At 69.8% G+C, this 20902-nt stretch carries 20 protein-coding genes and 1 pseudogene; 6 read left to right on the top strand and 15 right to left on the bottom strand.

Annotation, left to right across the window (positions count from 1 at the left end):
* Positions 1-329 (bottom strand): ATP-binding cassette domain-containing protein (locus ACIRL2_RS30015; RefSeq protein WP_402236104.1); only part of this gene is annotated, 329 nt, incomplete at its 3' end.
* 159 nt (positions 330-488) lie between these two features.
* Here ACIRL2_RS30015 and ACIRL2_RS30020 point away from each other — a divergent pair.
* The 4 genes from ACIRL2_RS30020 to ACIRL2_RS30035 all read left to right on the top strand — a co-directional run bounded on the left by ACIRL2_RS30020 (position 489) and on the right by ACIRL2_RS30035 (position 3676).
* A complete protein-coding gene (locus ACIRL2_RS30020; protein WP_395861019.1) occupies positions 489-725 on the top strand; it encodes a hypothetical protein in 237 nt (78 codons plus the stop codon).
* Between the two features lie 465 nt (positions 726-1190).
* On the top strand, positions 1191-1388 hold the full coding sequence (locus tag ACIRL2_RS30025) for a hypothetical protein (RefSeq protein WP_402236107.1): 198 nt from the start codon (positions 1191-1193) through the stop codon (positions 1386-1388).
* Between the two features lie 499 nt (positions 1389-1887).
* A complete protein-coding gene (locus ACIRL2_RS30030) occupies positions 1888-2205 on the top strand; it encodes a hypothetical protein (protein ID WP_402236110.1) in 318 nt (105 codons plus the stop codon).
* A gap of 238 nt (positions 2206-2443) precedes the next feature.
* Entirely contained in the window at positions 2444-3676 is a 1233-nt protein-coding gene (locus ACIRL2_RS30035; RefSeq protein ID WP_395861023.1) for a PP2C family protein-serine/threonine phosphatase, read from the top strand.
* A gap of 359 nt (positions 3677-4035) precedes the next feature.
* On the opposite strand, the pseudogene ACIRL2_RS30040 reads toward ACIRL2_RS30035, so the two are convergent.
* The 7 genes and pseudogenes from ACIRL2_RS30040 to ACIRL2_RS30070 form a co-directional block, all read right to left on the bottom strand.
* A pseudogene (locus ACIRL2_RS30040) lies at positions 4036-4575 on the bottom strand (ATP-binding protein); the annotation flags it as partial.
* Positions 4576-4879: 304 nt separating this feature from the next.
* Positions 4880-6001, bottom strand: a complete 1122-nt coding sequence (locus ACIRL2_RS30045; protein ID WP_395861025.1) for a sulfite oxidase — start codon at positions 5999-6001, stop codon at positions 4880-4882.
* 290 nt (positions 6002-6291) lie between these two features.
* A complete protein-coding gene (gene argG / locus ACIRL2_RS30050) occupies positions 6292-7743 on the bottom strand; it encodes an argininosuccinate synthase (protein WP_395861027.1) in 1452 nt (483 codons plus the stop codon).
* A 339-nt stretch (positions 7744-8082) separates the two neighbouring features.
* Positions 8083-9258 carry a DSD1 family PLP-dependent enzyme gene (locus ACIRL2_RS30055; RefSeq protein ID WP_402236113.1) on the bottom strand — a complete coding sequence of 392 codons (1176 nt, stop codon included), beginning with the start codon at positions 9256-9258 and terminating at the stop codon, positions 8083-8085.
* Positions 9255-9509: a hypothetical protein gene (locus ACIRL2_RS30060; protein ID WP_402236116.1), complete on the bottom strand. Its 255-nt coding sequence runs from the start codon at positions 9507-9509 to the stop codon at positions 9255-9257. Before ACIRL2_RS30060 ends, ACIRL2_RS30055 begins: the two co-directional genes overlap by 4 nt.
* A 10-nt stretch (positions 9510-9519) precedes the next feature.
* Positions 9520-10161, bottom strand: a complete 642-nt coding sequence (locus ACIRL2_RS30065) for a transcriptional regulator (protein ID WP_402236432.1) — start codon at positions 10159-10161, stop codon at positions 9520-9522.
* A gap of 160 nt (positions 10162-10321) precedes the next feature.
* Positions 10322-11839 carry an MFS transporter gene (locus tag ACIRL2_RS30070; protein WP_402236119.1) on the bottom strand — a complete coding sequence of 506 codons (1518 nt, stop codon included), beginning with the start codon at positions 11837-11839 and terminating at the stop codon, positions 10322-10324.
* Positions 11840-11940: 101 nt separating this feature from the next.
* On the opposite strand from ACIRL2_RS30070, the gene ACIRL2_RS30075 reads away from it, so the two are divergent.
* Entirely contained in the window at positions 11941-12465 is a 525-nt protein-coding gene (locus tag ACIRL2_RS30075) for a MarR family winged helix-turn-helix transcriptional regulator (RefSeq protein ID WP_402236120.1), read from the top strand.
* A 63-nt stretch (positions 12466-12528) separates the two neighbouring features.
* Here ACIRL2_RS30075 and ACIRL2_RS30080 read toward each other — a convergent pair whose 3' ends face one another.
* The 3 genes from ACIRL2_RS30080 to ACIRL2_RS30090 form a co-directional block, all read right to left on the bottom strand.
* Positions 12529-13953, bottom strand: a complete 1425-nt coding sequence (locus ACIRL2_RS30080) for an MFS transporter (RefSeq protein ID WP_402236123.1) — start codon at positions 13951-13953, stop codon at positions 12529-12531.
* The gene (locus tag ACIRL2_RS30085; RefSeq protein WP_402236125.1) at positions 13950-14537 is read right to left on the bottom strand and encodes an ArsR/SmtB family transcription factor; all 588 of its coding nucleotides are present in this window, start codon (positions 14535-14537) and stop codon (positions 13950-13952) included. The genes ACIRL2_RS30080 and ACIRL2_RS30085 overlap by 4 nt, the downstream gene beginning before the upstream one ends.
* A 221-nt stretch (positions 14538-14758) precedes the next feature.
* Complete coding sequence (locus ACIRL2_RS30090; RefSeq protein ID WP_395861041.1) at positions 14759-15304, bottom strand: MarR family winged helix-turn-helix transcriptional regulator; 546 nt, start codon at positions 15302-15304, stop codon at positions 14759-14761.
* An 83-nt stretch (positions 15305-15387) separates the two neighbouring features.
* On the opposite strand from ACIRL2_RS30090, the gene ACIRL2_RS30095 reads away from it, so the two are divergent.
* The gene (locus tag ACIRL2_RS30095) at positions 15388-16422 is read left to right on the top strand and encodes an alpha/beta hydrolase (RefSeq protein ID WP_395861043.1); all 1035 of its coding nucleotides are present in this window, start codon (positions 15388-15390) and stop codon (positions 16420-16422) included.
* A 75-nt stretch (positions 16423-16497) separates the two neighbouring features.
* On the opposite strand, the gene ACIRL2_RS30100 is transcribed toward ACIRL2_RS30095, so the two are convergent.
* From ACIRL2_RS30100 to ACIRL2_RS30115, 4 genes are all read right to left on the bottom strand, one after another.
* Positions 16498-17103 carry a maltokinase N-terminal cap-like domain-containing protein gene (locus tag ACIRL2_RS30100; RefSeq protein WP_395861044.1) on the bottom strand — a complete coding sequence of 202 codons (606 nt, stop codon included), beginning with the start codon at positions 17101-17103 and terminating at the stop codon, positions 16498-16500.
* A gap of 642 nt (positions 17104-17745) precedes the next feature.
* Complete coding sequence (locus ACIRL2_RS30105) at positions 17746-18396, bottom strand: carbonic anhydrase (protein WP_402236129.1); 651 nt, start codon at positions 18394-18396, stop codon at positions 17746-17748.
* Between the two features lie 266 nt (positions 18397-18662).
* Entirely contained in the window at positions 18663-19586 is a 924-nt protein-coding gene (locus tag ACIRL2_RS30110; protein ID WP_395861048.1) for an anti-sigma factor RsbA family regulatory protein, read from the bottom strand.
* The gene (locus ACIRL2_RS30115; RefSeq protein ID WP_402236133.1) at positions 19583-19924 is read right to left on the bottom strand and encodes an STAS domain-containing protein; all 342 of its coding nucleotides are present in this window, start codon (positions 19922-19924) and stop codon (positions 19583-19585) included. Before ACIRL2_RS30115 ends, ACIRL2_RS30110 begins: the two co-directional genes overlap by 4 nt.
* Positions 19925-20902: the final 978 nt, after the last annotated feature.

A 20902-nucleotide genomic window follows, 5' to 3' on the forward strand; every position in this document is an offset into this window, starting at 1 on the left:
AGGTCGGCCATGAGGTGCATGTTCTCCTCGCCGGTGATCAGCCCGTCGACGGCGGAGAACTGCCCGGTGACGCCGATCGCGGCGCGGACTCCGTCGGGTGAGGCGGCGACGTCGTGACCCGCGACCTGGGCCTGTCCGCCGTCGGCGCGGATGAGCGTGGAGAGGATCTTGACCGCGGTGGTCTTGCCGGCGCCGTTCGGGCCGAGCAGGGAGAAGACGGTGCCGGTCGGCACGGCCAGGTCGATGCCGTCGAGGACCGTCCTGCCCCCGTATGCCTTGCGCAGGCCCTCGGCCGCGATGGCGGGCGAGGGCGATGTCGTTGTCGTCATGCCGCAGAGGTTGCGGCAGGACGCATTCAGCCTGGTTTCACGACGGTTTCAGCACCTGGAATCGGGCGACGGGGGGTTGCTTCGACGCCCCGTTCTCGCACTGCGCCGGTCCGCCGCACCGAGCCGCCCACGCACCCTCGTGGTTGACGACCATCCGACATGAAGGCGTTTGTGCGGGCCGATGTCGAGGGTCTCGAGCGGCTGCTCACGGAGGACGTGATCGTGGAGATGCCGCCGATGCTCAACTCGTTCGCCGGCCCCGCGCTGTGGCGCGTCGTCCGCTCGCGACGGGAGAGGGTTTCCACCTCCGATGAAGCTCGAAAATCTATCGCGGCGGGAGTAGACATCGTGGAAGTCGGTGGGTATGTTTTCTCTCGTAGCCAAGCGAATCAGTGAGGCGCGACAGAGACGAACTGGCGCGCGTTGTTGAGGGTTCGACAGCAGAGTCCCGGGGCCGTGTGTTGTTCGGTGAAGGGTTCCGGAGGCTGGTTGTCGGGCCGAGGAGAAACTGAGGGCGGCCCACCGGGCCGCCGTGCGGGACGAGCAGTAACCCGGCAGTACCTGCAGTTCGGTTGTACCCGCGGTGGCATTACACGTTGCACGAGGTAGGAAGGAAGGAGTGAACGCCATCCGGATCGCCCGCTCGGTGCGGTGAGGTTGTTCGGCCGAGCGGGATCCGTTGAGACACCGGTACGAAAGGTGGTCCGCGGTCACGCAATTGCGATCCCCGCAGCCCCGCCACGTGAGGCGGATGCGGAACAGGTAGACCGACACGTCGGTGTCGGTGGATGGTGTGGATTTCTTTCGGGGCCCTGGTGCCGTAACGGCGCCAGGGCCCCTCGACGCGGTTCCCTGTCGACTTTGACCAACGTGAACCCGGACGAATGTGAACCCAAGACAGGCGCCGATGGCCCCGACTCCCGCTCCACCCCGACCAGGGCCGACCGGCTCGACGACGACTACCGCGCCTACCCGATGGGCCGCGCGGCCGCCTTGATCGGCGCCGACGCAAGGTTGTGGGTCTTCGACGCTTCAGAAAATCTGTCATGTTCATGGTAGACATTCGCATACAACGTAGCTAACGTTCTCTGTGTCGGAATCGAAGGAAACGTCAAACGGACGTGGCAGATGACGAACTGCCCGTGCAGCGGCACAAGTTGGTTGAGGGATCGTCGGGGCCGGTGTGTGCGAAGGGCTCCGACGGCCGAAGGAAGCAGGACCCGTCGGCAGGTCGGGACCGAGCGGTAGTAGGGGTTTCGGCCGACGACGGGAGCAGGCAGAGGCAGGCAATCGCAGTAGATCGCAGTGCAGTTGTCGGTCAGAGGAGAAAGGGAAGGGTCCAGGCGCCATCGGGTCGCCCGCAGGCGGTGACTTCCGCCGAACGGGCACCGCGGTCCATCCGAACGGAAGGTGGTCTTCGGTCACGCATCAGCGATCCCCGCACACCCCCCTGCCGCGTGCGGCAGCCGTGCGGATACGACACCGGGCTCGGCAAGCCGGTGGATGGTGAGACAAACCCCAACCCGGACCCCGGTGCCACGGCACCGGGGTCCTCGTCATGAGCGTCGACCCGCATCCCGAACCCGGCGGAGCCCGCGAGACGGACCCCCGGGCCGTGGACCCGGTCGACGATCGGAGGCAGGCGATGGAGCAAGACGCGGGGGACATGGCCGCCCTGGCGAAGCGATTGGCCGCGGCGGCGGAGCAGTTGCTCCTGGCCGTCAAGGGCATGGACGACCTCGGTTGGTCGACGGACTCGTACAGCAGGTCCCACCTGCGCGACGTCGCGAGTTGCCTCAGCAGCAGCGCCACGCGGATCGCCGCTCTCCAGGGCCGACCCGGTTCCCGCAACGACGCGGGCGGCCCCGCGCGCTGACATACGGCAGGACCCCTGCGACAGGAATCGCCTTCGGGACCTACCGGTCGACTCGACATGTCGGGTGCTGTACGGGCAAGCGCCGGCCGGGCCACCCGACCGAGCCGGGTGTGGGCTCCGTGACAGTCCCGGAGGCCGTTTCTGTTACCTTCGGATGTTGCCGGAGCGGAGCGAGTCGACCGACGTCGTCGTGATCGACCGTTGGAGACGCGGGTCTCGAATCAGGACAGGATGCCGTGTGAAGCCTCTCTCGAACGGTGCGGCCACGACGGTCGGTCTGCTCCGGGCAAGTCGCCACGCCGTCCTGGAGGATCTTCCGGACCTGATCGCCGCGCATGCCCGACCGCTGGGTCTGGCCCGCCCGCTGGTCTACCTAGTGGACGTGCAACAACAACTGCTCCGCCTGGTCCCCGGCAGAGGGGAGCACACGCGGGCAGCGGACGTGGTCCCCGAGGCGGAGCTGCGCATCGATGCCACGCTCGCCGGCCGCGCCTTCCAGAGCGTCGAACTCGTCGAGTCGCCGGCAGGCGCCGACGACGTCGACTCCGGCGAAGCGCCCACCAGGCGTTTGTGGCTGCCCCTCGTGGACGGCGCCGAACGCCTGGGTGTCCTGGGCCTGGAAACCGACGAGACCGACGACACCGTCCTCGACAGGGCGCTCGACCTCGCGCTCCTGGTGGGCTTGCTCCTGGTGAGCAAACGCGCCTACAGCGACACCTACGAACGCCTGGTGCGCACCCGCCCGATGGGCCTGGCCGCCGAGATGCAGTGGACCCTGATGCCGCCCGGTTCCTTCGCCGGCGCACAGGCCACCGTCAGCGCGGCCATGGAACCGGCGTACGAGATGGGCGGCGACGCGTACGAGTACGCCGTCGACGGCGACACCGCCCACCTGGCCGTCTTCGACGCCATGGGCCACGACACCTCCGCCGGCCTCACCGTCGCCCTCGCCCTGGCCGGCTGCCGCAGCAGCCGCCGCCACGGCGTGGGCCTGGTCGAAACCAGCGAGGCGATCGAGACCGCGCTCGTGGAACAGTTCGGCCGCAGCCGCTACGCCACCGCGATCATCGCCGAACTCGACCTGCTCACCGGCGCCTTGACCTGGGTCAACCGCGGCCACCACCCACCGATCGTGATCCGCAACGGCCAATGGGTCGCCACCCTGGAACGCCCGCCCGCTCACCCGATGGGCACGGACATGGGCCTGCCCGTCACGTTGTACGACGAGCAGCTCGAACCCGGCGACTGGCTCCTGCTCTACACCGACGGCGTCACCGACGCCCGCAATCCCCAGGGCGAGATCTTCGGACTGGACCGCTTCGTCGACTTCGTCATCCGCCACATAGCTGACGGCCTCCCCGCCCCCGAAACCCTGCGCCGGCTCATCCGAGCGATCCGCGAATACCACCACGACCGTCTCCGGGACGATGCCACCATCCTGCTCCTGCAATGGCACGGCGCCGGCTCCTGATCGCGGCGAGCCGGGGAACATCCCGCTCCCGGCCCGTCCGGCTCATGCCGCGGGTCGGACCACGGCGAGGACATCCCATCCGTGGGCACCAGGCGCGGACTCCCGCGCCACAACCGTCGCATCCGTTGCGTCACCGATGGTGCCCAGCCGCGCGCCGACCCGCCGATCGAGCCGGCCCGCCGCCACACCCGCACCGCCGATCGAGACAGTCGCGCTCCTCGGAGGGCGGCCGCCGGGCCCGCTTGGCGTAGCGGGCGAAGGGCCGCTCGGACCCAGGCGGCGCTCGTTCGTGCGGCACGCACCGGTCCCGGGCGCCGTTTCGCCTCAGGGCGGTGGGCGTCGAGGTCGGCCCAGACGGTCTTGCCGGCCCGGTGTGTCCGAACGCCCCAGTCGGTGGTGATGGTGTCGAGGATGTGCAGTCCGAAGCCGCCTTCGTGTTCGGCACCGGTGTCGCGGCGCGTCGGCGTTCGGGGATCGGTGTCGGAGACGGACAACCGTACGCCGCGCCGGGTCCGGCGCAGGGCCAGTCGCACGTCCCCATCGGTGTGCAGTTGCGCGTTCGTCAGCAATTCCGAGGCGACCAGGACGACCGCCGCGACGCGGTCCTTGTCCCAGCCCCAGTCGGTGAGAGTGGTCCGCATCGCTTTCCGGGCTCGACCGCAAGCCCCGGTCTGTCGTGGCACGCGCCATCGGACGAGGGAACGTCGGAGTCGAGGCATGACCTTCCTCACAGGCACGTGGTGGACAGCGGACGATACTCCGGGTCGACTTTCGGCATACGGGCCCGCCGAGACCGGGAGTCCTGCCGCTGCTCTCGTCCGGACGGCCGATGAGCGCGGCATTCGAACGGGAGAGCGCGAACCCTCCCGGAATGAGGTGACCTGCCCGCTCGTACCCATCGGCGATCCTTCCCCGCGGTCGACGCCGTCGTGTCGCACGCCTGCCCGGCGACCCGGCGGCTACGCGTCACCCGATCGAATGGTTCGTCAGGTCGACAACACGGTCCACACGATTGCGGTCGTGTGGACGCGACACCTTGGGCTCGGCAGCCGGGCTCGCCGCGACCGGATCGGCGAGCCCGGCTCCGACGTCGCGGTTCGTCGACGTCATGGTTCGGCCCGGCGGAGTGGACCGCGGACCATGACCGTCACCTGGTGATCCACCGCCGCCGAGCCCACCCGGGGGCCGCGTGTGCTCCTCGGGTCAGGGTGAAACGCACGAGACGGGAATCCGCTGCACCGCGTTGTTCCCGAATCCGCCGCGATTCCAGGACTGGGTGAGCGGCTGGTCGTTACCCAGCGCATCCGTCGCCCGCACACTCAGTACGTGGCAGCCGACCGTGGCCTGCCACCTCGCGCTCCACCCCCGCCAGGCCCACCGATGATGGTCTGCCGGGGCGAGGTCCGCCATTGTCCAGGTGCGCCCGTCATCCGCGCTGACCTCGACCCGGGCAACCGCTCCGAACCCGGACCATGCCCGCCCCTCCAACAGCACCGGGCCTGGCCGTACCACCCGCGCCCTCGACATGAAGTCCGGAAAACCGGGCGGAATCATCAACGCCCGCGGGGCGATCCGCGTCACCGGCTCACCCGGTTCGTCCTGCCTTTGTCGATACCGATAGGCCACCGCCTGTTGGAAGCCCGCGAAAGGCGCGTCGACCAGTGTGATCTCGCGTAGCCATTTCACCTGCGCCATCCCGTACCAGCCCGGCACCACCAGGCGTAGCGGGCAGCCGTGTTGCGGGGGCAGCGGCATTCCGTTCATGTCGTAGGCCACCAGCACTTCCGGCTCCGGATCGCTTCCGGTGCACACCGCCGTGGGCAGACTGCGCCGGTAATCCTGCTCGACGCCGCGCTCCACGCCGTGGTCGACCCCGCGGAAGACCGCCTCGACGGCGTCCGCCTCCACCCCGGCTTCGGCAAGCAGCAGGCGCAGCGGGACCCCGGTCCACTCGGCGGTGCCGACCGCCTCGACCAGCCACGGCTGACTGACCGGTCGGGGCGTCAGCCGTGCCCGGCCGTTGCCGGCACACTCCATCGTCACGCGATGGGTCACGGCCGGGAAGGATCGCAGCGTCCGCATGTCCAGGGTCAGTGGTGTGCGCACCCGACCACCCACCACGAGCCGCCAGTCGTCGACGCGGGCCGCGGGGATGTCGTAGTGGGTGAGCAGGTAGTGCAGTCCGGGTGGGGTCACATCGTGGCGCAGAGCCTCCAGGGGCAGGCCGTGGTTGCGCGCCGCGAGCGCCAGTTCCTCCGGGCTGATCTCCTCGTCAGGACCGGCGATTCGTCCCGGGGAGCTGATGTCGCCCATGCGATGGTTCATTGATTCCATGGTGCGCTTCGGCCCGAGCCCGGGCATCCGCTGCGGAGCCACGCCGGCCCCGGATCGGGGCCGGCTCGCTCGGATGGTTCGCCGGTACAACCGACTGATCGACGAACAACCTCGGCCCGGCCCGGACTGTCAGGGCCGGGCCGGGTGTGTGCGTGCCAAGCGATGCCAAGGGCGGTGCGCGCATCGGCCCGGGCGCCGATGCCGGCGGGCGCGTCGGCCGGTGCCGTGAGGCCGCGAGTGCGCGCACCGGCGCCCGGGTGGTGTGCCGACTGTCGTGCCGGTCAGTCGGTGCCCGACTCCATGGCGGCACGGTCGAGCATGAGATCGCCGTCGCTCTCGACCCTGCCGCGGGAGGCGATGACCTCGGCGCCGCCCTGCGGCATCGCACCGATCAGCTCGGTGGAGGTGTCCTGGGCGGCACTGATGAGGGCCGCATGGGTGTGACCGACGATGCCGAGCAGGGCGTACTGCTCCAGTTTGGCGCGGGAGTCGGCGATGTCGAGGTTGCGCATGGTGAGTTGGCCGATCCGGTCCACCGGGCCGAACGCCGAGTCTTCGGTGCGTTCCATGGACAGCTTGTCCGGGTGGTAGCTGAACGTCGGGCCGGAGGTGTCCATGACCGAGTAGTCCTCGCCGCGCCGCAGCCGCAGCGTCACTTCACCGGTGACCGCCGTACCCACCCAGCGCTGCAGGGACTCCCGGATCATCAGCGCCTGGGGGTCGAGCCAGCGGCCTTCGTACATGAGGCGACCGAGGCGCCGGCCTTCGTTGTGGTACTGCGCGAGGGTGTCCTCGTTGTGGATCGCGTTGACCAGGCGCTCGTACGCGGCGTGCAGCAGCGCCATGCCCGGGGCCTCGTAGATGCCGCGGCTCTTGGCCTCGATGATCCGGTTCTCGATCTGGTCGGACATGCCCATGCCGTGGCGTCCGCCGATGGTGTTCGCCTCCATCACCAGGTCGACCGGGGTGGCGAACTCCTTGCCGTTGATCGCCACCGGGCGGCCTTGGGCGAAGGTGATCGTCACGTCCTCGGTCGTGATCTCGACCTCGGGGTCCCAGAACCGCACGCCCATGATCGGGTCGACGGTCTCGACGCCGGTGTCGAGGCGTTCCAGGGTCTTGGCCTCGTGGGTGGCGCCCCAGATGTTGGCGTCGGTGGAGTAGGCCTTCTCGGTGCTGTCGCGGTAGGGGAGGTCGTGGGCGAGCAGCCACTCCGACATCTCCTTGCGTCCGCCGAGTTCGGAGACGAAGTCCGCGTCGAGCCATGGCTTGTAGATGCGCAGGTTCGGGTTGGTGAGCAGACCGTAACGGTAGAACCGCTCGATGTCGTTGCCCTTGAACGTCGAGCCGTCGCCCCAGATCTGCACGTCGTCGGCGAGCATCGCCCGGACCAGCAGGGTCCCGGTGACGGCGCGGCCGAGCGGCGTCGTGTTGAAGTAGGCCCGCCCGCCCGAGCGGATGTGGAACGCGCCGCAGGCGAGTGCGGCCAAGCCCTCCTCGACCAGCGCCGCACGGCAGTCGACCAGGCGCGCGATCTCGGCGCCGTACGCCGACGCGCGGCTGGGCACCGAGGCGATGTCCGGCTCGTCGTACTGGCCGATGTCAGCGGTGTAGGTGCACGGGACGGCCCCCTTGTCGCGCATCCACGCGACCGCGACGGAGGTGTCGAGCCCACCGGAGAAGGCGATGCCGACACGTTCGCCGATGGGCAGTGAGGTAAGAACCTTGGACATGGAAAGAGTATGCTGCACTCCGCATGAATATGCAACGAGGGGAGTGGGGAACCGGAACTTATGGCTCAGGTCGCCGACTTGAGCTCTCGGAGACGGCCCGGCGTGCCCGGCCCGCCTCGCGCCCTCGTGACGGATCAACCGCCGGCGGGGCGTCGTCATCGAGCACTCGGCGCGGCACGCGACGACGCTCGGACGAAGCCGGCGACGCGGGCGCGCGCTCCGGGCGGGAGTTCGGTTCCGTCGTGCGGGTGTGTATGGCGAGGGGTCGACATCCCTGCGGATACTGCCGCGTCGGGTGGAGGCGGATGAGGAACGGCGGCTCCTTCGTCGCCCGGTTGGTCACCAGCCGGAGACGCGTTCCCAGAAGGTCTGAATCGTCGGTGCCGTGTTCGTGGTCGGTGCGCCGTCGACGACGTGATAGCCGCGGTGTTGGGCGGCGGTGGCGCAGGCGTGGTTGGGCAGGATGCGCAGTCGGGTGCCGACGGGCAGGTCGGGCAGGTGGGCGCCGTCGCGGGCGGTGAGGGTGCCGTGTTCCTGGCTTGCGGCCGTCATGAGCAGGCCCGATATGAGGTTGCCGTCCAGGTCGGTGACCAGGCCGTAGCCCTGGTCCTGCGACTGGGCGGCGGTGCCTCGGTCGCGGGACATGGCCATCCAGCCGCCGTCGGTGACGATCCACCCGTATTCGCGGCGGTGGCCGATGACGGTGACGACGACCGACAGGGCGAGATCCTCGATCCGGCAGATGCCGATGCCGGCCATCACCAGGTCGAAGAAGACGTAGTTCCCCGCGCGCAGTTCGGTGACTCCGTCGAGGTTCTCGGCCGCGTGGGCCGTGGGGGTGGAGCCGACACTGACGGTGGCCACGGGCATTCCGGCCGCGCGCAGCCGCTCGGCCGCGGCGACGGCGGTGTCGCGTTCGTTCTTCGCCGCCAGGCGCCGTTCCTCGGCGGTGTAGGTGAAGTAGGACTCACCCGCGTGGGCCAGTACGCCGTCCAGACATCCCGCGTCGTGCAGGACGCGGCCGATCTCGGTGAGCGCGGGGGCGTCGGGCTCGACGCCGCCTCGGTGGCCGTCGCAGTCGATCTCGATCTGAGTGGGGATGGGAACGCCGGCCCGGCGAGAGGCTTCGGCGACGAATGCCGCCTGCTCGACACTGTCCAGCAGGATCCGCAGAGTGACACCGCGGCGCAGCAGCGCGAGGACGCGCGTGAGTTTGTGGGGGTCGATCCCGACGGCGTAGGTGATGTCGATGTAACCGCCGTCGGCGAACGCCTCGGCCTCGGCCAGGGTGGAGACGGTGACCGGACAGGGCGTGTCGTGCGTGAGGCCGGCGACGTCGAGGCTCTTGGCCGTCTTCACGTGCGGGCGTAGGGCGACCCCGAGCCGGTCGGCCCGGGCCGCCAGTCCTTCGATGTTGCGCCGGGCCTTGTGGACGTCGACGACGGCGAACGGGGTGTCGGGGTCGGCCAGTGTCCGGGTGGCCTCGGGGCCGGTGGCGCTTGCGGGGGTGCTCACAGGGAGATGTCCGTCTTCTTCAGGAGGGCCAGGCCCGGATACAGGTCCTGCACTCCGATTCCGGAGCTGTCGAAGGCCGTGATGTCGTTGTCGTCGATGCGTCCCGTGGGGTGACCGGTGAGGACCTCGCCGAGCGGGGTGAGGACCGTCCGCGCGGGGGAGTGCCGGCTTTCGCCCAGGCGGCGCGCGGTCGGTGGCCGGCCGGAGGCGGATGCGGGAACGGGGCGAGTGGTCGAGCCGGCGGCGGTCACGAGGCGCCCTTCACTTGGTGTAGTTGTAGACGGTCGCCCGGGACACGCCGAGCAGGTCCGCGATGGTCTGCGCGGCATCGCGCGAGTCGAAGTGGCCCTCCTGGTGCAGTTGCCGCACGAGGGCCCTCTTGCTCTCCCTGCTCAGCGACCGAGGGGCCGCCGCGCGCTCCGCGGCCAGTTCCTCCACCGCCCGGCGCAGCTCGCGGGCGTTGCGGTCCCGGAGGGATTCCAGGGACTGGTCGCGGTGCTCGGTGTCGGTGGCCACGAGGTTCGACAGCGCGAGGGTCACCGGCGACAGCACCGACACGTCCAGGTTCAGGCAGAGGGCGGCGACGTACTCGCCGGTGGCGTTCCTGATCCCGATGGACGTGCTCTTGACCGGGCGGCCGTCGGGGAATTGATTGGGGTAGTTCTGGATGACACTGGGGTAGCTCGGGTCCTCGATCCGGGCCAGGCCCAGCTCTGTGACCGAATCCCCGACCTTGCGGCCGGAAAGGTTGTTCTCGATCGCCCGGATCGCATGCCGCGGATTCCGCAGATCGTGCAGAACCACTTCGCACAGTCCCGGAAACATCCGGCCCAGCGCGACAGCGATCCTTTCGACCTCACGGATGAGATGCTCGTCCGCCTCGGTGGGGGCCGCGGCGACCATGTCCGTGCGCTCGCCCGTCTCCGGACCGTCGATGGGTTCCATGAGGTCCTCCCAGCTTGATTATATTTATTGTCTACTGTTGGACAGCAAGTCTAAGTAGCTCGCTCGGTGGTTGTCCAGCGGGCCGTCGGTCCGCGAGGCGACCCGAGGGTGGGGGCTCTTACGTGGTGAGGTGCTGCTTGGTGTCGGAGTCGCAGGTGGTGGCCTCGGGGGTGACGCCGTGCTGCTCCTCCTCGGGGCGGCCCTTCCTGGGGAGGAGGAAGGTGACGGCGAAAAAGGCCGCCAGCAGGCACGCCTGGACGATCAGCGCGCGATGGAAGCCGCCGGTGAAGTCACCGGTCTCGGCCTGGGCGAAGAACACCGATCCGAAGATCGCGACGCCGATGGAACCGCCGACCGCTTGGACCGCCGACAGGACGCCGGAGGCGGAACCGATCTCGTCGTCGTCGACCGCGGCCAGGATGAAGCTGAACAGGGCGGCGATCACCATGCCGGCGCCGATGCCCGCCACCGCCACACCGGGAGCGATGTCCCAGATCGAGAACGAGGCGGTGTCGAGGCCGTCGAGTTCGAACCACAACACGGTGGTTCCGAGCAACTGGACCAGTGGACCGATCTGCAGCACCCTGCGCCCGATCCGGTCCGCGAGGAAGGCGCCGCTGACGGCTCCCCCGATCGCGGTGCCCACCGCGAGCGGCAGGTTGCCGAGTCCCGCGTCACCGGCGGTGAAGTGCCGGCCGATCTGGAGGTAGAGGGTCAGCACGAGTTGCGTGCCGATCAGCCCGCCGAAGAACAAGGCGATGCCGCCGAGCCCGACGGTGAAGGCGGACTTGCGCAGCAGGCCCGCCCTCATCAACGGCTCACGACCTGCGGCGGCCGTACGGCGCTGCTGCACGGCGAACAGGGCGAACCCGATCACCGAGGCGGACATGCACAGCCATGTCCACAGTGGCCAGTCGTCCTCCTGTCCCTGGTTCAGCGGCAGCACCAGGAGGGCGCAGGAGGCTGCCACCAGGACCGCGCCGACCGTGTCGATCCGCACCGCGCGGTCGCCCGCTTTCCTGGGCACGAACTTCGCGGCGATGATCAACGCCGCGAGGCCGACGGGCAGGTTGATCAGGAACACCGAGCGCCAGCCCAGGCCGAAGAAGTCGCCCTCGATGAGGAAGCCGCCCAGGATCGGGCCGATGATGCCGCCCAGACCGAGGACGGGACCGAAGATCGCGAAGACCTTGGTGAGTTCCGGGCCGGAGAAGTTCTCCCGCAGCAGGCCCAGGCCCTGCGGAAGCAGCATCGCCCCGGCGGTGCCCTGCAGCAGACGGAAGACGATCAACGACTCGATGGTCGGCGCGATCGCGCACAGCAGCGAGCATGCGGTGAAGGCCGCCAGGCCGATCAGGAACATCCGGCGCCGCCCGTAACGGTCGCCGAGCCGGCCACCCAGAACGAGACCGGCGCCCAGGGTCAGAGCGTAGCCGCCGATCACCCACTGCAGTCCGACGGAACCGGCGCCGAGAGACTCCTCCAGCGCGGGTCCGGCGACGTTGACGATCGAGGCGTCCAGGAGATCCATGATCTCCGCGGCGATCATCACCACCAGGATCAGCCACCGCCAACGGTAGGGCGCGGTGGTCTCCTCGGGGGCAAGAGGCGGATTGCGCACGCGTAATACCTCCATGGTGAAGTAATTCCATCATGAAGGTAAAGTGGCGACGGTAGGTTGTCAAAGCGGGCCGCCGGCGTGGACCGCACGGCAGGAGAGAAAGGTGGAGGGGTTCCATGGAGGAAGCGACCCGCGACGGTGTCGCGGCGCAGCGTGAGCGGCTGATGGAATCGCTGAGGATCTACGGCGGCCACTACGCCGAGCTCAGCCGGCGCTTCGCCGCCTGGCTGGGCCTGCACTCCACGGACGCGACCGCGGTACTGGAGATCGCCGCTGCCGAAGAGCGCGGCACCCCCTTGTCACCGGCACGGCTGAGCGAGCGGATCTCCCTGTCCACGGGGGCGACCACCGCACTCCTGAACCGTCTCGAAGCGGCCGGGCACATCACCCGCTTCCGCGAACACTCCGACCGGCGCATCATCACCCTGCGCAGCGGCGGGCACATCCAGGAACGGGCGGACGAGTTCTTCGGCCCGCTCGCCCGCCGCCTCGACACCGCGATGTCGCACTACCCGCCGCAACTCCTGGAACAGATCGAGTCGTTCATGACCGACCTCAACTCCACCATGGACACCCACCTCGCGGAACAGGGCACGGCGACCCCGCGTTCCCCCGACAGCCCCGGTGACCGGACTCCCTAGCCGGGGCGGCGTGGACACGGCGTCGTTCGGACCTCTGAGCCTGGCGGGAGCCGGCGGCGGTGCTCATTTCCTCGTGCTGTCGTCATCGTCATCGGGCCCGGCGGCGTTCGGGTCGCGCGGTGGTCGCAGGCTGCCGGCGGCCGGGGTGGAGGTGCCGAAGCCGGACCGGCCGAGCACGTTGAGGTTGCGGTGCTCGATCGGGGATCGCAGGTCGGGGGGTCGGCCATGGTGCGGGCCGCGATCGCGGCGCCGGGTGGTGTGGGCGGCAGACGGGACGGACGGGTTGCGTGGGCGCAGGGTGGTGAGGGCGAGGAGTCCGGTGAGGAGGTACAGGCCGGCTTGGGCGTCGAGCAGCGCCAGGGTGCCGTAGCGGTCGGCGAGGGTGCCCGCGATCAGGACGCCGACCAACTGCGCGGCGCCGGCCGAGGCGTTCCCGGCGGCGAGAACGCGGCCGATGTGGGTCGGCGGCGTATGGGTCTGAGTGATCGTGAGCAGGCCGGCCGAGGCCGCCACGCCGGGGACTCCCGCGGCGACGAACAGCCCGGCGTACAGGCCGATCGCGGTGCTCACGGTGGGCGCGGTCCAGATGGTCAGGGAGATGAGGCCGAACGCGATGAGGCCGGAGCCGACGAGGATGTGCGGGCGCATCCGACCGCCGAGTGCGCCGAGTACGAGGCCGCCCAGTACGCCGCCGATCGCCTGGACACCGCGCAGCAGACCCACGTCGGTGCCGTCGCCGTGCAGGTGGTCCAGGACGAAGACGACGAACAGCACCATGAAGATGCCCTGGGCGAGTTGTCCGAGCGCGGCGATCGCGATCGCGGCGGGCAGCGGGCGGTTTCGTCGGACCACCCGGAGCCCGTCGAGCCATTCGCCGAGCATTCCCGGGCGTGCGACGGGGGGAAGCTCGGGACGGCCGCGGCCGCGGATGCCGGCCGTGAGCGCGGCGGCGAGCACGAACGTCACCGCGTTGACGGCGACCACTCCGGGCAGGCCCAGGAGTTGGATCGCCACACCGCCCAGGGGCGCGCCGACCAGCCGGGCGAGGTTGTCGCTGACGGCGTTCAGCGAGTTGGCGGCGGCGATGCGGTCCCGGCCGACGAGCATCGGGACCAGGGCGGCCTTGGCCGGCGTGCCCAGTCCGGCCAGGCACGATTGCGCTGCGGCGACCGCGTACACGATCCACAGCCGGTCGGCGCCGCCGGCCGCGAGCAGGGGCAGGAGCAGGAGCGCCTGGAGCAGTCCCAGCCGGACCAGGAGCCGCCGTCGGTCCCAACGGTCGACCAGGACGCCGGCGAACGGGGCGACAAGCAGGGCGGGGAGCAATTCGGCGAGGAAGACCGTGGAGGTCGCGGTCGCCGAACCGGTTTGCGTGTACACGTGCACCGGCAGGCTCGCCAACAACATCCAGTCGCCGAGATCGCCGATCAGACCGCCGCTCCACAGCAGCGCGAAGTCCCTTTCGCGCAGCGGCGATCGGGCGCTCACGTCGGTGGTTCCGGGGTGCGCAGCGCGGTCAGGCCCAGATGAACGACCCGGGCGTCCTCGGGCGCGTCCTCTCGGGTGGGCGCGATGTAGGGGCGGAGCAGGGCGTCGATCGCCGCGGTGAGTTCGGCCAGTTCGGCCGCGGTGACGCGCAGACCGTAGCCGGCCATGGTCTCCGCGTCCCGCCAGTGCGGCGGGAGTTCCTCGTGCCGGTCGACGGCCGCGTGGGCGAGTGCCGCGTCGTTGTCGATCCGTACGTGGGCGACCTCCCGTCGGGCCAGCGCGACCACCGGATCGGCGTCGGCGTCGGCCGGTGGATCGTAGATCAATCCGGTCACGGTCGCCCGCCACAGCCGTTCGCGGGCGTCTCCCGCGCTTGCCTCGACCCGCTCGACCAGACCGTATCTGGCGAGTTCCCGGAGGTGGTAGCTGCAGTTGGAGGGGGTCGCCTCGACCACGCTCGCGCACTGGGTCGCGGTCTGCGGGCCGAAGGTCATCAGGTGGGTCAGCAGGCGTTGCCGGACCGGGCCGGCCAGTGCCCGAAGGGTGTCCGCGTCCCCGATCCGCCTGCGTGCTTCCGGTGCCATCGTGGCTCCCGCCGAATTTTATGAAGGATTCCCTTGATAGTTGTCGACGCATCGGGAGATGTCAACGGAAGCCGGAAGCCGGAAGCCGGAAGCCGGAAGGCGGAAGCATCGGGAACGAGGACGTGCCACGGCCGTCCTGCGACCCCATGGCCGGGTGACGAGCAGTGACCGACGGGACGCGGAAGCCGCCGGAAAGCAGCTTGTCGAGTCCGCGGGTGTGTTCAGTCGAGAGTCGGCATCAGCGGTGGGCCGCCCGACTCCGCCATCAAGGTGATCTTTCGCAGCAGTGCCACGAGTTGCTCCCGTTCCGCTTCGCTCAGCGGAGCCAGTAGCGCGTTCTCGGTCGCCATCTGATCGCCGATCGTGGACGACCACGCCTCGTGTCCCTTGTCGGTCAGCGTCACGAGCAGGCTCCGGCGGTCTTCCGGGGTGTGCTCCCGGGTCACGTAGCCGGACTTTGCCAGGCGGTCCAGCCGGCTCGTGAGTGTCGCCGGATGGATGTCCAGACCTTCGGCGAGCCGTGTCGGCGTCATCCGGTACGGCTCGCCGGCGGAGCGCAGCCGCCAGAGGATCTCGTATTCCCACATCTTCAACTCGCGTTGGGTGAGCCCGGCTTCCTTTCGACGCTGGAGATGGCGCACCAGCATCTGCATCCGGGTGACGACGCCCTCGACCATCGGGTCCAGATCGGGCACCTCGTGCTTCCAGTGAGCGATGTGCCGGTCGACCGAGTCGGCGGAGGGGACCTGGCCGTGCGTCGTGTCCATGGCGCCAGCATAAGGCAAGTACTACCGATTCATATAATTTGAAATCGTAGTAACGTCGAAGCCCCCGCCCCGAGGAGGTTCCGATGACCCCATGGCCCACCCCGCTCACAGGCCGCATCGACGAGCACGTCATCGACAGCGTCCTGTTGCGCGGCAATCCCCTGGGAGACGCCACACAGAGGCCGTTGTGGGTCTACACCCCACCCGGCTACGACGCCGATGCCGGGCGCCGCTACCCCGTCACCTATCTGCTGCTCGGCTACGCCGGCACCCTCCCGGTATGGCGCAACCACACCCCCTACCGCCGGCCGGTGCCCGAACTCATCGACGGGATCTTCGCCCGCGGCGAGGCACCGCCGATGATTCTGGTGTTCGTCGACGCCTGGACCACCTACGGCGGCAGCCAGTACATCGACTCGCCGGGGACCGGCCGCTACCACTCGTATCTGTGCGAGGAGATCGTGCCGTGGGTCGATGCCCACTACCGGTCGCTCGCCGACCGCGATCACCGGGCGCTGGCAGGGAAGTCGAGCGGCGGGCTCGGCGCGATGATCACATCGATGCTCCGGCCCGACCTCTTCGGCGCGTTCGCGACACACTCGGGCGATTCGTTGTCGGAGGCCCAGTACATCCCTCATTTCCTCATGGCGGCACGCCAGTTGAGAACGTACGACGGCGACATCCTCCGCTGGTGGGACGACTTCCGCGCGCGAGTGGCCTTCACCAAGGACGAGGACCTGAGGCTGCTCGAACTGCTCGGCGTCTCGGCCTGCTTCTCGCCCGCTCCGGACGGCACGCCACAGTTGCCCTTCGACCCGCGCACAGGCGCACTCCGGCCGGAGATCTGGCAGCGCTGGCTGGACTGGGACCCGGTGAGGATGGCGCCACTGCACGGCGAGGCACTGCGATCCCAGCGGGCGATCTGGATCGACGCGGGCACCCGCGACGAATGGTTCCTCGACTTGGGGGCACAGGCGTTCCGCGATGCCCTCGCCGAGGCCGGAGTGGATGGGGACGTCATACGCTTCGAGTTGTTCGACGCGGGACACCACGCCGTGGAGTACCGGATGCCGCCCGCACTCGCATGGCTCTCCCATCGGATCGCCCACCCGCGATAAAGGCTCGGGGAGCGCGCACATCCCCGTCCCCGTAGGCGCTGTTCGCCGACCGGGTCGGGGCGCGCTCGAACCGCGTCATCGGTCGGACCCGGGGCGAAGCGCGTCGCTCGGCACAACGGTCGCGACGACGCCTCGTGCGGCCGTTCCGTTCGGCCGGGTCCATCCGGCGACCAGGTGTCCGGACGAGCTCCGCGTGGCCTCGACGGGGCGCGGGACGCGGTCGACCCGAACGTCGAACCCGTCGTCCGGGCCGGTTCCGTGCACGGTGACGGTCGGATCGGGGGTGTCACTGTCGCTCTGGTGCTGCGCCGTCGCCTCGCCGCGCAGGAGCGCGCGCAACTGCGCCGTCACCACGGGGTCGTGGAAGCCGTCGTAGATCCACCGCGTGCCGAGCACCCCGTGCTCGGCAATCCCGATCAGCGCCTCGTCGGGGACGCCTTCCAGGGCCGCGCCGCGGTAGCCCATCGGCACCGCGTACGCCACCGGATCCTGCGCGGTCGTGTCCACCACGATCATGAACTCGATCCCGACCGCGCCCTGCGGATCGTCCAGACGGAACCCACCGGCATTGACCAGTTCCGGCGTTCGTCCGTCGCCCACGTACCAGCTCTGCCTCGGCAGCCAGGCGGTGAGCAGATCCAGCTTGCCGGGCGTCATGGTGGTGTGGTGGATCGAGGCCATGCGAACTCCCTCACGCGTGGGTCCGAGCCCGTCCTCCGACGGGAGATGATCGAACCTATAGGAACCTCTATCCGACGCGTGGTTGTCGAGCGCGAGCAGACGGATCCGGGGTTCCGGATCCTGAGCGAAGCGGAGTCGACCCGGTTCGCCGGGGCGACTGATCGTCGGATTTTCGGGCAGGACAGCGATGTTGGTGTGGGCTGTGCCCGGCGCATCCGAGGTGGAATCCGGACAGCCCACGACGCCCCAGCGAGATCCTGGAGTGTGAGCGATGGACAGCCCGGCACGCCGGACACCACCGGAACGCCGAACGTCGGCGGCTCAACGCCGGCAGGACCAAGCGGAACGACGCCGGAGGCGGGCGGTATTCCTACGCGAACTGGCCGAAGCCCGTGCGCTGCGGGCACGTGTGCGACCTCGACGCACACGCAACGAGCGCCTGCGGCAGATGATGCGGGCCCGCACCTTCCGCTATTGACGCCTGCCCTCCGTCGAGCGCGCGCCGGGCCGCCCACGCTCCGCGGGCGGTTGACCGTATGTCCCAGTCCACACGCCCCCTGTCTTGGACCGCACGGGACGGCATGCCGGCTGCGTTCTCGCCGACCCGCGGGTATCGGTATCGCCGTACGTGTGGGGTGCCGTTCAGGCCTCCGGGCTCGGGACCGTCGTTTCGGCGGACAGGCCGTGGGCCGTGACGAGTCGGGCGCTGCCGTCGGCCAGTCGGTAGGACAGGCCCACCACGGCCGTCTGCCCGGCGGCGACGCGCTCGGCGAGCACCCGGGAGCGATCCATGAGGAGGTCGACGCTGTGCCGTATGTGCTCGGCGATGATGTCGTCGTCACGGGTGAGCCCGGCCGCGCGGGCGGCCAGGATGCTGGGGGTGACGCGTTCGATGACGTCGCGTACGTACCCGGTGGCGGCGACACCGTCGGTCACGGCGGCACGGGCGGCCGCGACGGCGCCGCACGAGTCGTGTCCGAGGACCACGACCAGCGGGCAGTCCAGGACGCTCACACCGTATTCGATGCTGCCCAGGACCTCCGGGCCCGCCACGTGGCCCGCGGTGCGTACGACGAACAGGTCACCCAGGCCTCGGTCGAAGATGATCTCGGCGGCCAGGCGCGAGTCGGAACAGCCGAAGAGCACCGCGAACGGTCGCTGGCCGGGTGCGGTCTGCGCACGGCGCGCGGCGTCCTGGTTCGGATGCTGCGGAGTGCCGTCCACGAAGCGCCGGTTGCCGGCCAGCAGCAGCTCGACGGCTTCGGACGGGGTCAAAGCGGCGACGTCGATCATGGAGACAGGCTACGACGAGCCGGCCCGTCGGTGTGCTGGTGTCCGCCATGAGGACAGTGAGGGACGGCGGCCGCGCTCCGCTCGAGACGTGCATCCTTCCCGAAGCGGCTGCGCTGCCGCTCCCGAGCCCGGCCGCTCGGACGCTTTGCAAGCCCCGGAACTGCCGGAGCTGCCGGAGCTGCCGGACCTGCCACCGGACGCTCGGCTGCTCATTATTGGAGCAACCGGCGCGGTCGGCGCCAAGGTCCAGCGCCTCCCTGCCGTGATTACCCGGAGATGTCAACCCGCAGGCGTGTGGTGGTTCCGGTCTCGGTCGAGCGGATCTGGAACAGGTCGCAGATCTGGTTGGCGATCCACAGTCCGCGTCCGCCGTCCTGGTCGGCGGTGGGGCGATGCCGCCCCGCGAGTGGGTCGAGGACGTGGCCCTTGTCCTGGACGTCGCAGATCACGAACGTGTCCTGCCGCCACAGGGTGAGGCTGCCGCCGCCCCCTCCGTGCACGATGCTGTTGCCCGCGATCTCGCCGATCGCCAACAGCGCCTGGTTGACCAGCGGACGGGGGACATCCGACAGTTCCCGGCGGACCAGCGTTCGGACGGCGGCGAGTTCACCGGAACGGAACGCGAGCCTTTGCGCGTGGTCGGGCGCCGGGGGCAGGGCGGGACCGAGCAGGGTGGCGGCGTAGTGATCGGGCCCGGGGTGGGGGTGGTCGATGCGGGACGCGCCGTCCAGGACCTGCGGGTGGGAGTGACGAACCGCCTCGATGGTGTCCGGTTCGAGCGTGGTGGTGTCGTAGGGGCAAAGGAGTTGCCAGGGCACGCCGTCGAAGGCGAGGTTGAGGAGGGTCTCGTGGTGGCGGCATTCGACGAGTTCGGCTTCGTCGCGGCCGGCCCAGATCGGCTCGCCGATTCCGCGGAAGGTCCGAGTCCCCTGTTCCCGGGTCCACTGTTGCCAGGTCGGGATGATGCGCGCCGGGTTGCGGCCGACGCGTTCCATGTCGATCCAGGTGACCTGATTCGCGTCGCCGGCCAGTTCTTCGCGCAAGGCGCCCGCTCGGGGGTGGATCACCGCGACCGCGACCGCCTCGTCCGCGGCCAATCCCTCGCGTACGAATCCCGCCGTGCGCTCGACGAAGTCGTCCAAACCCGCGTAGAGCAGGGCGTCATGACGGAATTCTGTGACCGCGTTCATCCGGTCGTCACCCTCTCCAATGCCAGACCGGGCAGGTGTCCCCACCCCGCGAGCTCCACCAGGTCGCACAACTCCTCCGAGGCGCGGTGCAGGACCAGCCGCCGCCCCTCTTCCAGGGCGCGGGCGGTCTCTACGAGGGTGCGGACGCCGGCGATGTCGATGAACCCCAATGCCGACACGTCGACCAGGACGTCCCCCGGCTCGGCGCCCCGTTGCGCTTCCAGCGCGGACCGCACGTGCGCGCAGTTGTCGAGATCGACCTCCCCCAGGAGTCGAACTCCGGGCTGCGGCGAGCTCCGTTCGACACGAAGCACACCGTCGTCGTAGTCAACACCCACGTCTGTGTCCCTCGCTCGCCGGACGCTTGGGCGGAGCGTACCCGGGATCGGAGGATGTCGACGGCGTGGGGCCGGAAATGCAACCGAACGGGTCGACGCTGTCGTGACGATCCCACGCAGCCTCGCGTCTCGGGCCTGTGAGTGGAGACGTTCCACGAACGCGGGGCGGGGATCCCCGGGGGCGGGAGCGCGGGCCGGCCATTTCGCACGGAACCGGACTGCTTTCGTCCAAGGGAATGGCTCGGCAAACGGCGCCACTCGGGGCCTGTGCCCGGCGGGGTCGGGCACAAGAACGGGTCGGATGACCGTCGTCACCCGGGGCGACTCGGCGGCTCGGCGAGGACTTCCGAGCGCTCGGGTGTTCGGGCACGCGGGCGCTCGGGCACTCGCTCGCGAGCGGGTCGGGAGGCCGGGGTCGGCTCGACCGTTTCGCGGCGGGGTCAGCGGAGGCGGAGGCGGGGGTGGCGTGCGTCCTGTTCCACGGTCATGTGCGCGAACGAGTCGCCGGCGCCCTGGTGGCGTGCACGGACCCCGTGGCGTTCGCGGAGGGGTGCAACCGCGGTTGTCGGCGTCGACGCGGCCGGCGGCGCTCTCGTTCCGGGGCTTCTCGGCAGGTTTCTCGTGCGCGGTCGTGGCGGTGTACGGCCAACACCGTCTCCGAGATTCCGCCGGTGTGGACGGGCACTCCAGGCTCAGCCGCTACGTCGGTGTTTCCTGGCAGACGACCGACGGCGGTACTTCGGCCACGTTGCGTGCCCAGGGCGTGGCGACTCGGGCCATGGCCCGCGCCGTGCCCGGGGAATTGCTCGTCCGGATGGATGGATGGGTGGTTCGGATTCGAGGTTGTCCGCGTCGGGTCGGGTCCTCGGCTCGCGGACGCGTTCGGTCCCGGAACTCCGGCCCTCGCGGGATGCAGGCGCGAGGGCCGGAGGTGCCACGCGATTCGGTCCGTGGAGGAGTCGGCCGAATCGGCGTGTG

The organism is Embleya sp. NPDC127516, assembly GCF_044765325.1.
Classification (GTDB): Bacteria; Actinomycetota; Actinomycetes; order Streptomycetales; family Streptomycetaceae; genus Embleya.

Bases quoted from the DNA above. Each gene is read 5' to 3' on its own strand.
- ACIRL2_RS30020 (WP_395861019.1), top strand. From the start codon at position 489: ATGAAGGCGTTTGTGCGGGCCGATGTCGAGGGTCTCGAGCGGCTGCTC.
- ACIRL2_RS30030 (WP_402236110.1), top strand. From the start codon at position 1,888: ATGAGCGTCGACCCGCATCCCGAACCCGGCGGAGCCCGCGAGACGGAC.
- ACIRL2_RS30045 (WP_395861025.1), bottom strand. From the start codon at position 6,001: ATGAACCATCGCATGGGCGACATCAGCTCCCCGGGACGAATCGCCGGT.
- argG (WP_395861027.1), bottom strand. From the start codon at position 7,743: ATGTCCAAGGTTCTTACCTCACTGCCCATCGGCGAACGTGTCGGCATC.
- ACIRL2_RS30065 (WP_402236432.1), bottom strand. From the start codon at position 10,161: ATGGTCGCCGCGGCCCCCACCGAGGCGGACGAGCATCTCATCCGTGAG.
- ACIRL2_RS30070 (WP_402236119.1), bottom strand. From the start codon at position 11,839: ATGGAGGTATTACGCGTGCGCAATCCGCCTCTTGCCCCCGAGGAGACC.
- ACIRL2_RS30075 (WP_402236120.1), top strand. From the start codon at position 11,941: ATGGAGGAAGCGACCCGCGACGGTGTCGCGGCGCAGCGTGAGCGGCTG.
- ACIRL2_RS30085 (WP_402236125.1), bottom strand. From the start codon at position 14,537: ATGGCACCGGAAGCACGCAGGCGGATCGGGGACGCGGACACCCTTCGG.
- ACIRL2_RS30090 (WP_395861041.1), bottom strand. From the start codon at position 15,304: ATGGACACGACGCACGGCCAGGTCCCCTCCGCCGACTCGGTCGACCGG.
- ACIRL2_RS30095 (WP_395861043.1), top strand. From the start codon at position 15,388: ATGACCCCATGGCCCACCCCGCTCACAGGCCGCATCGACGAGCACGTC.
- ACIRL2_RS30100 (WP_395861044.1), bottom strand. From the start codon at position 17,103: ATGGCCTCGATCCACCACACCACCATGACGCCCGGCAAGCTGGATCTG.
- ACIRL2_RS30105 (WP_402236129.1), bottom strand. From the start codon at position 18,396: ATGATCGACGTCGCCGCTTTGACCCCGTCCGAAGCCGTCGAGCTGCTG.
- ACIRL2_RS30110 (WP_395861048.1), bottom strand. From the start codon at position 19,586: ATGAACGCGGTCACAGAATTCCGTCATGACGCCCTGCTCTACGCGGGT.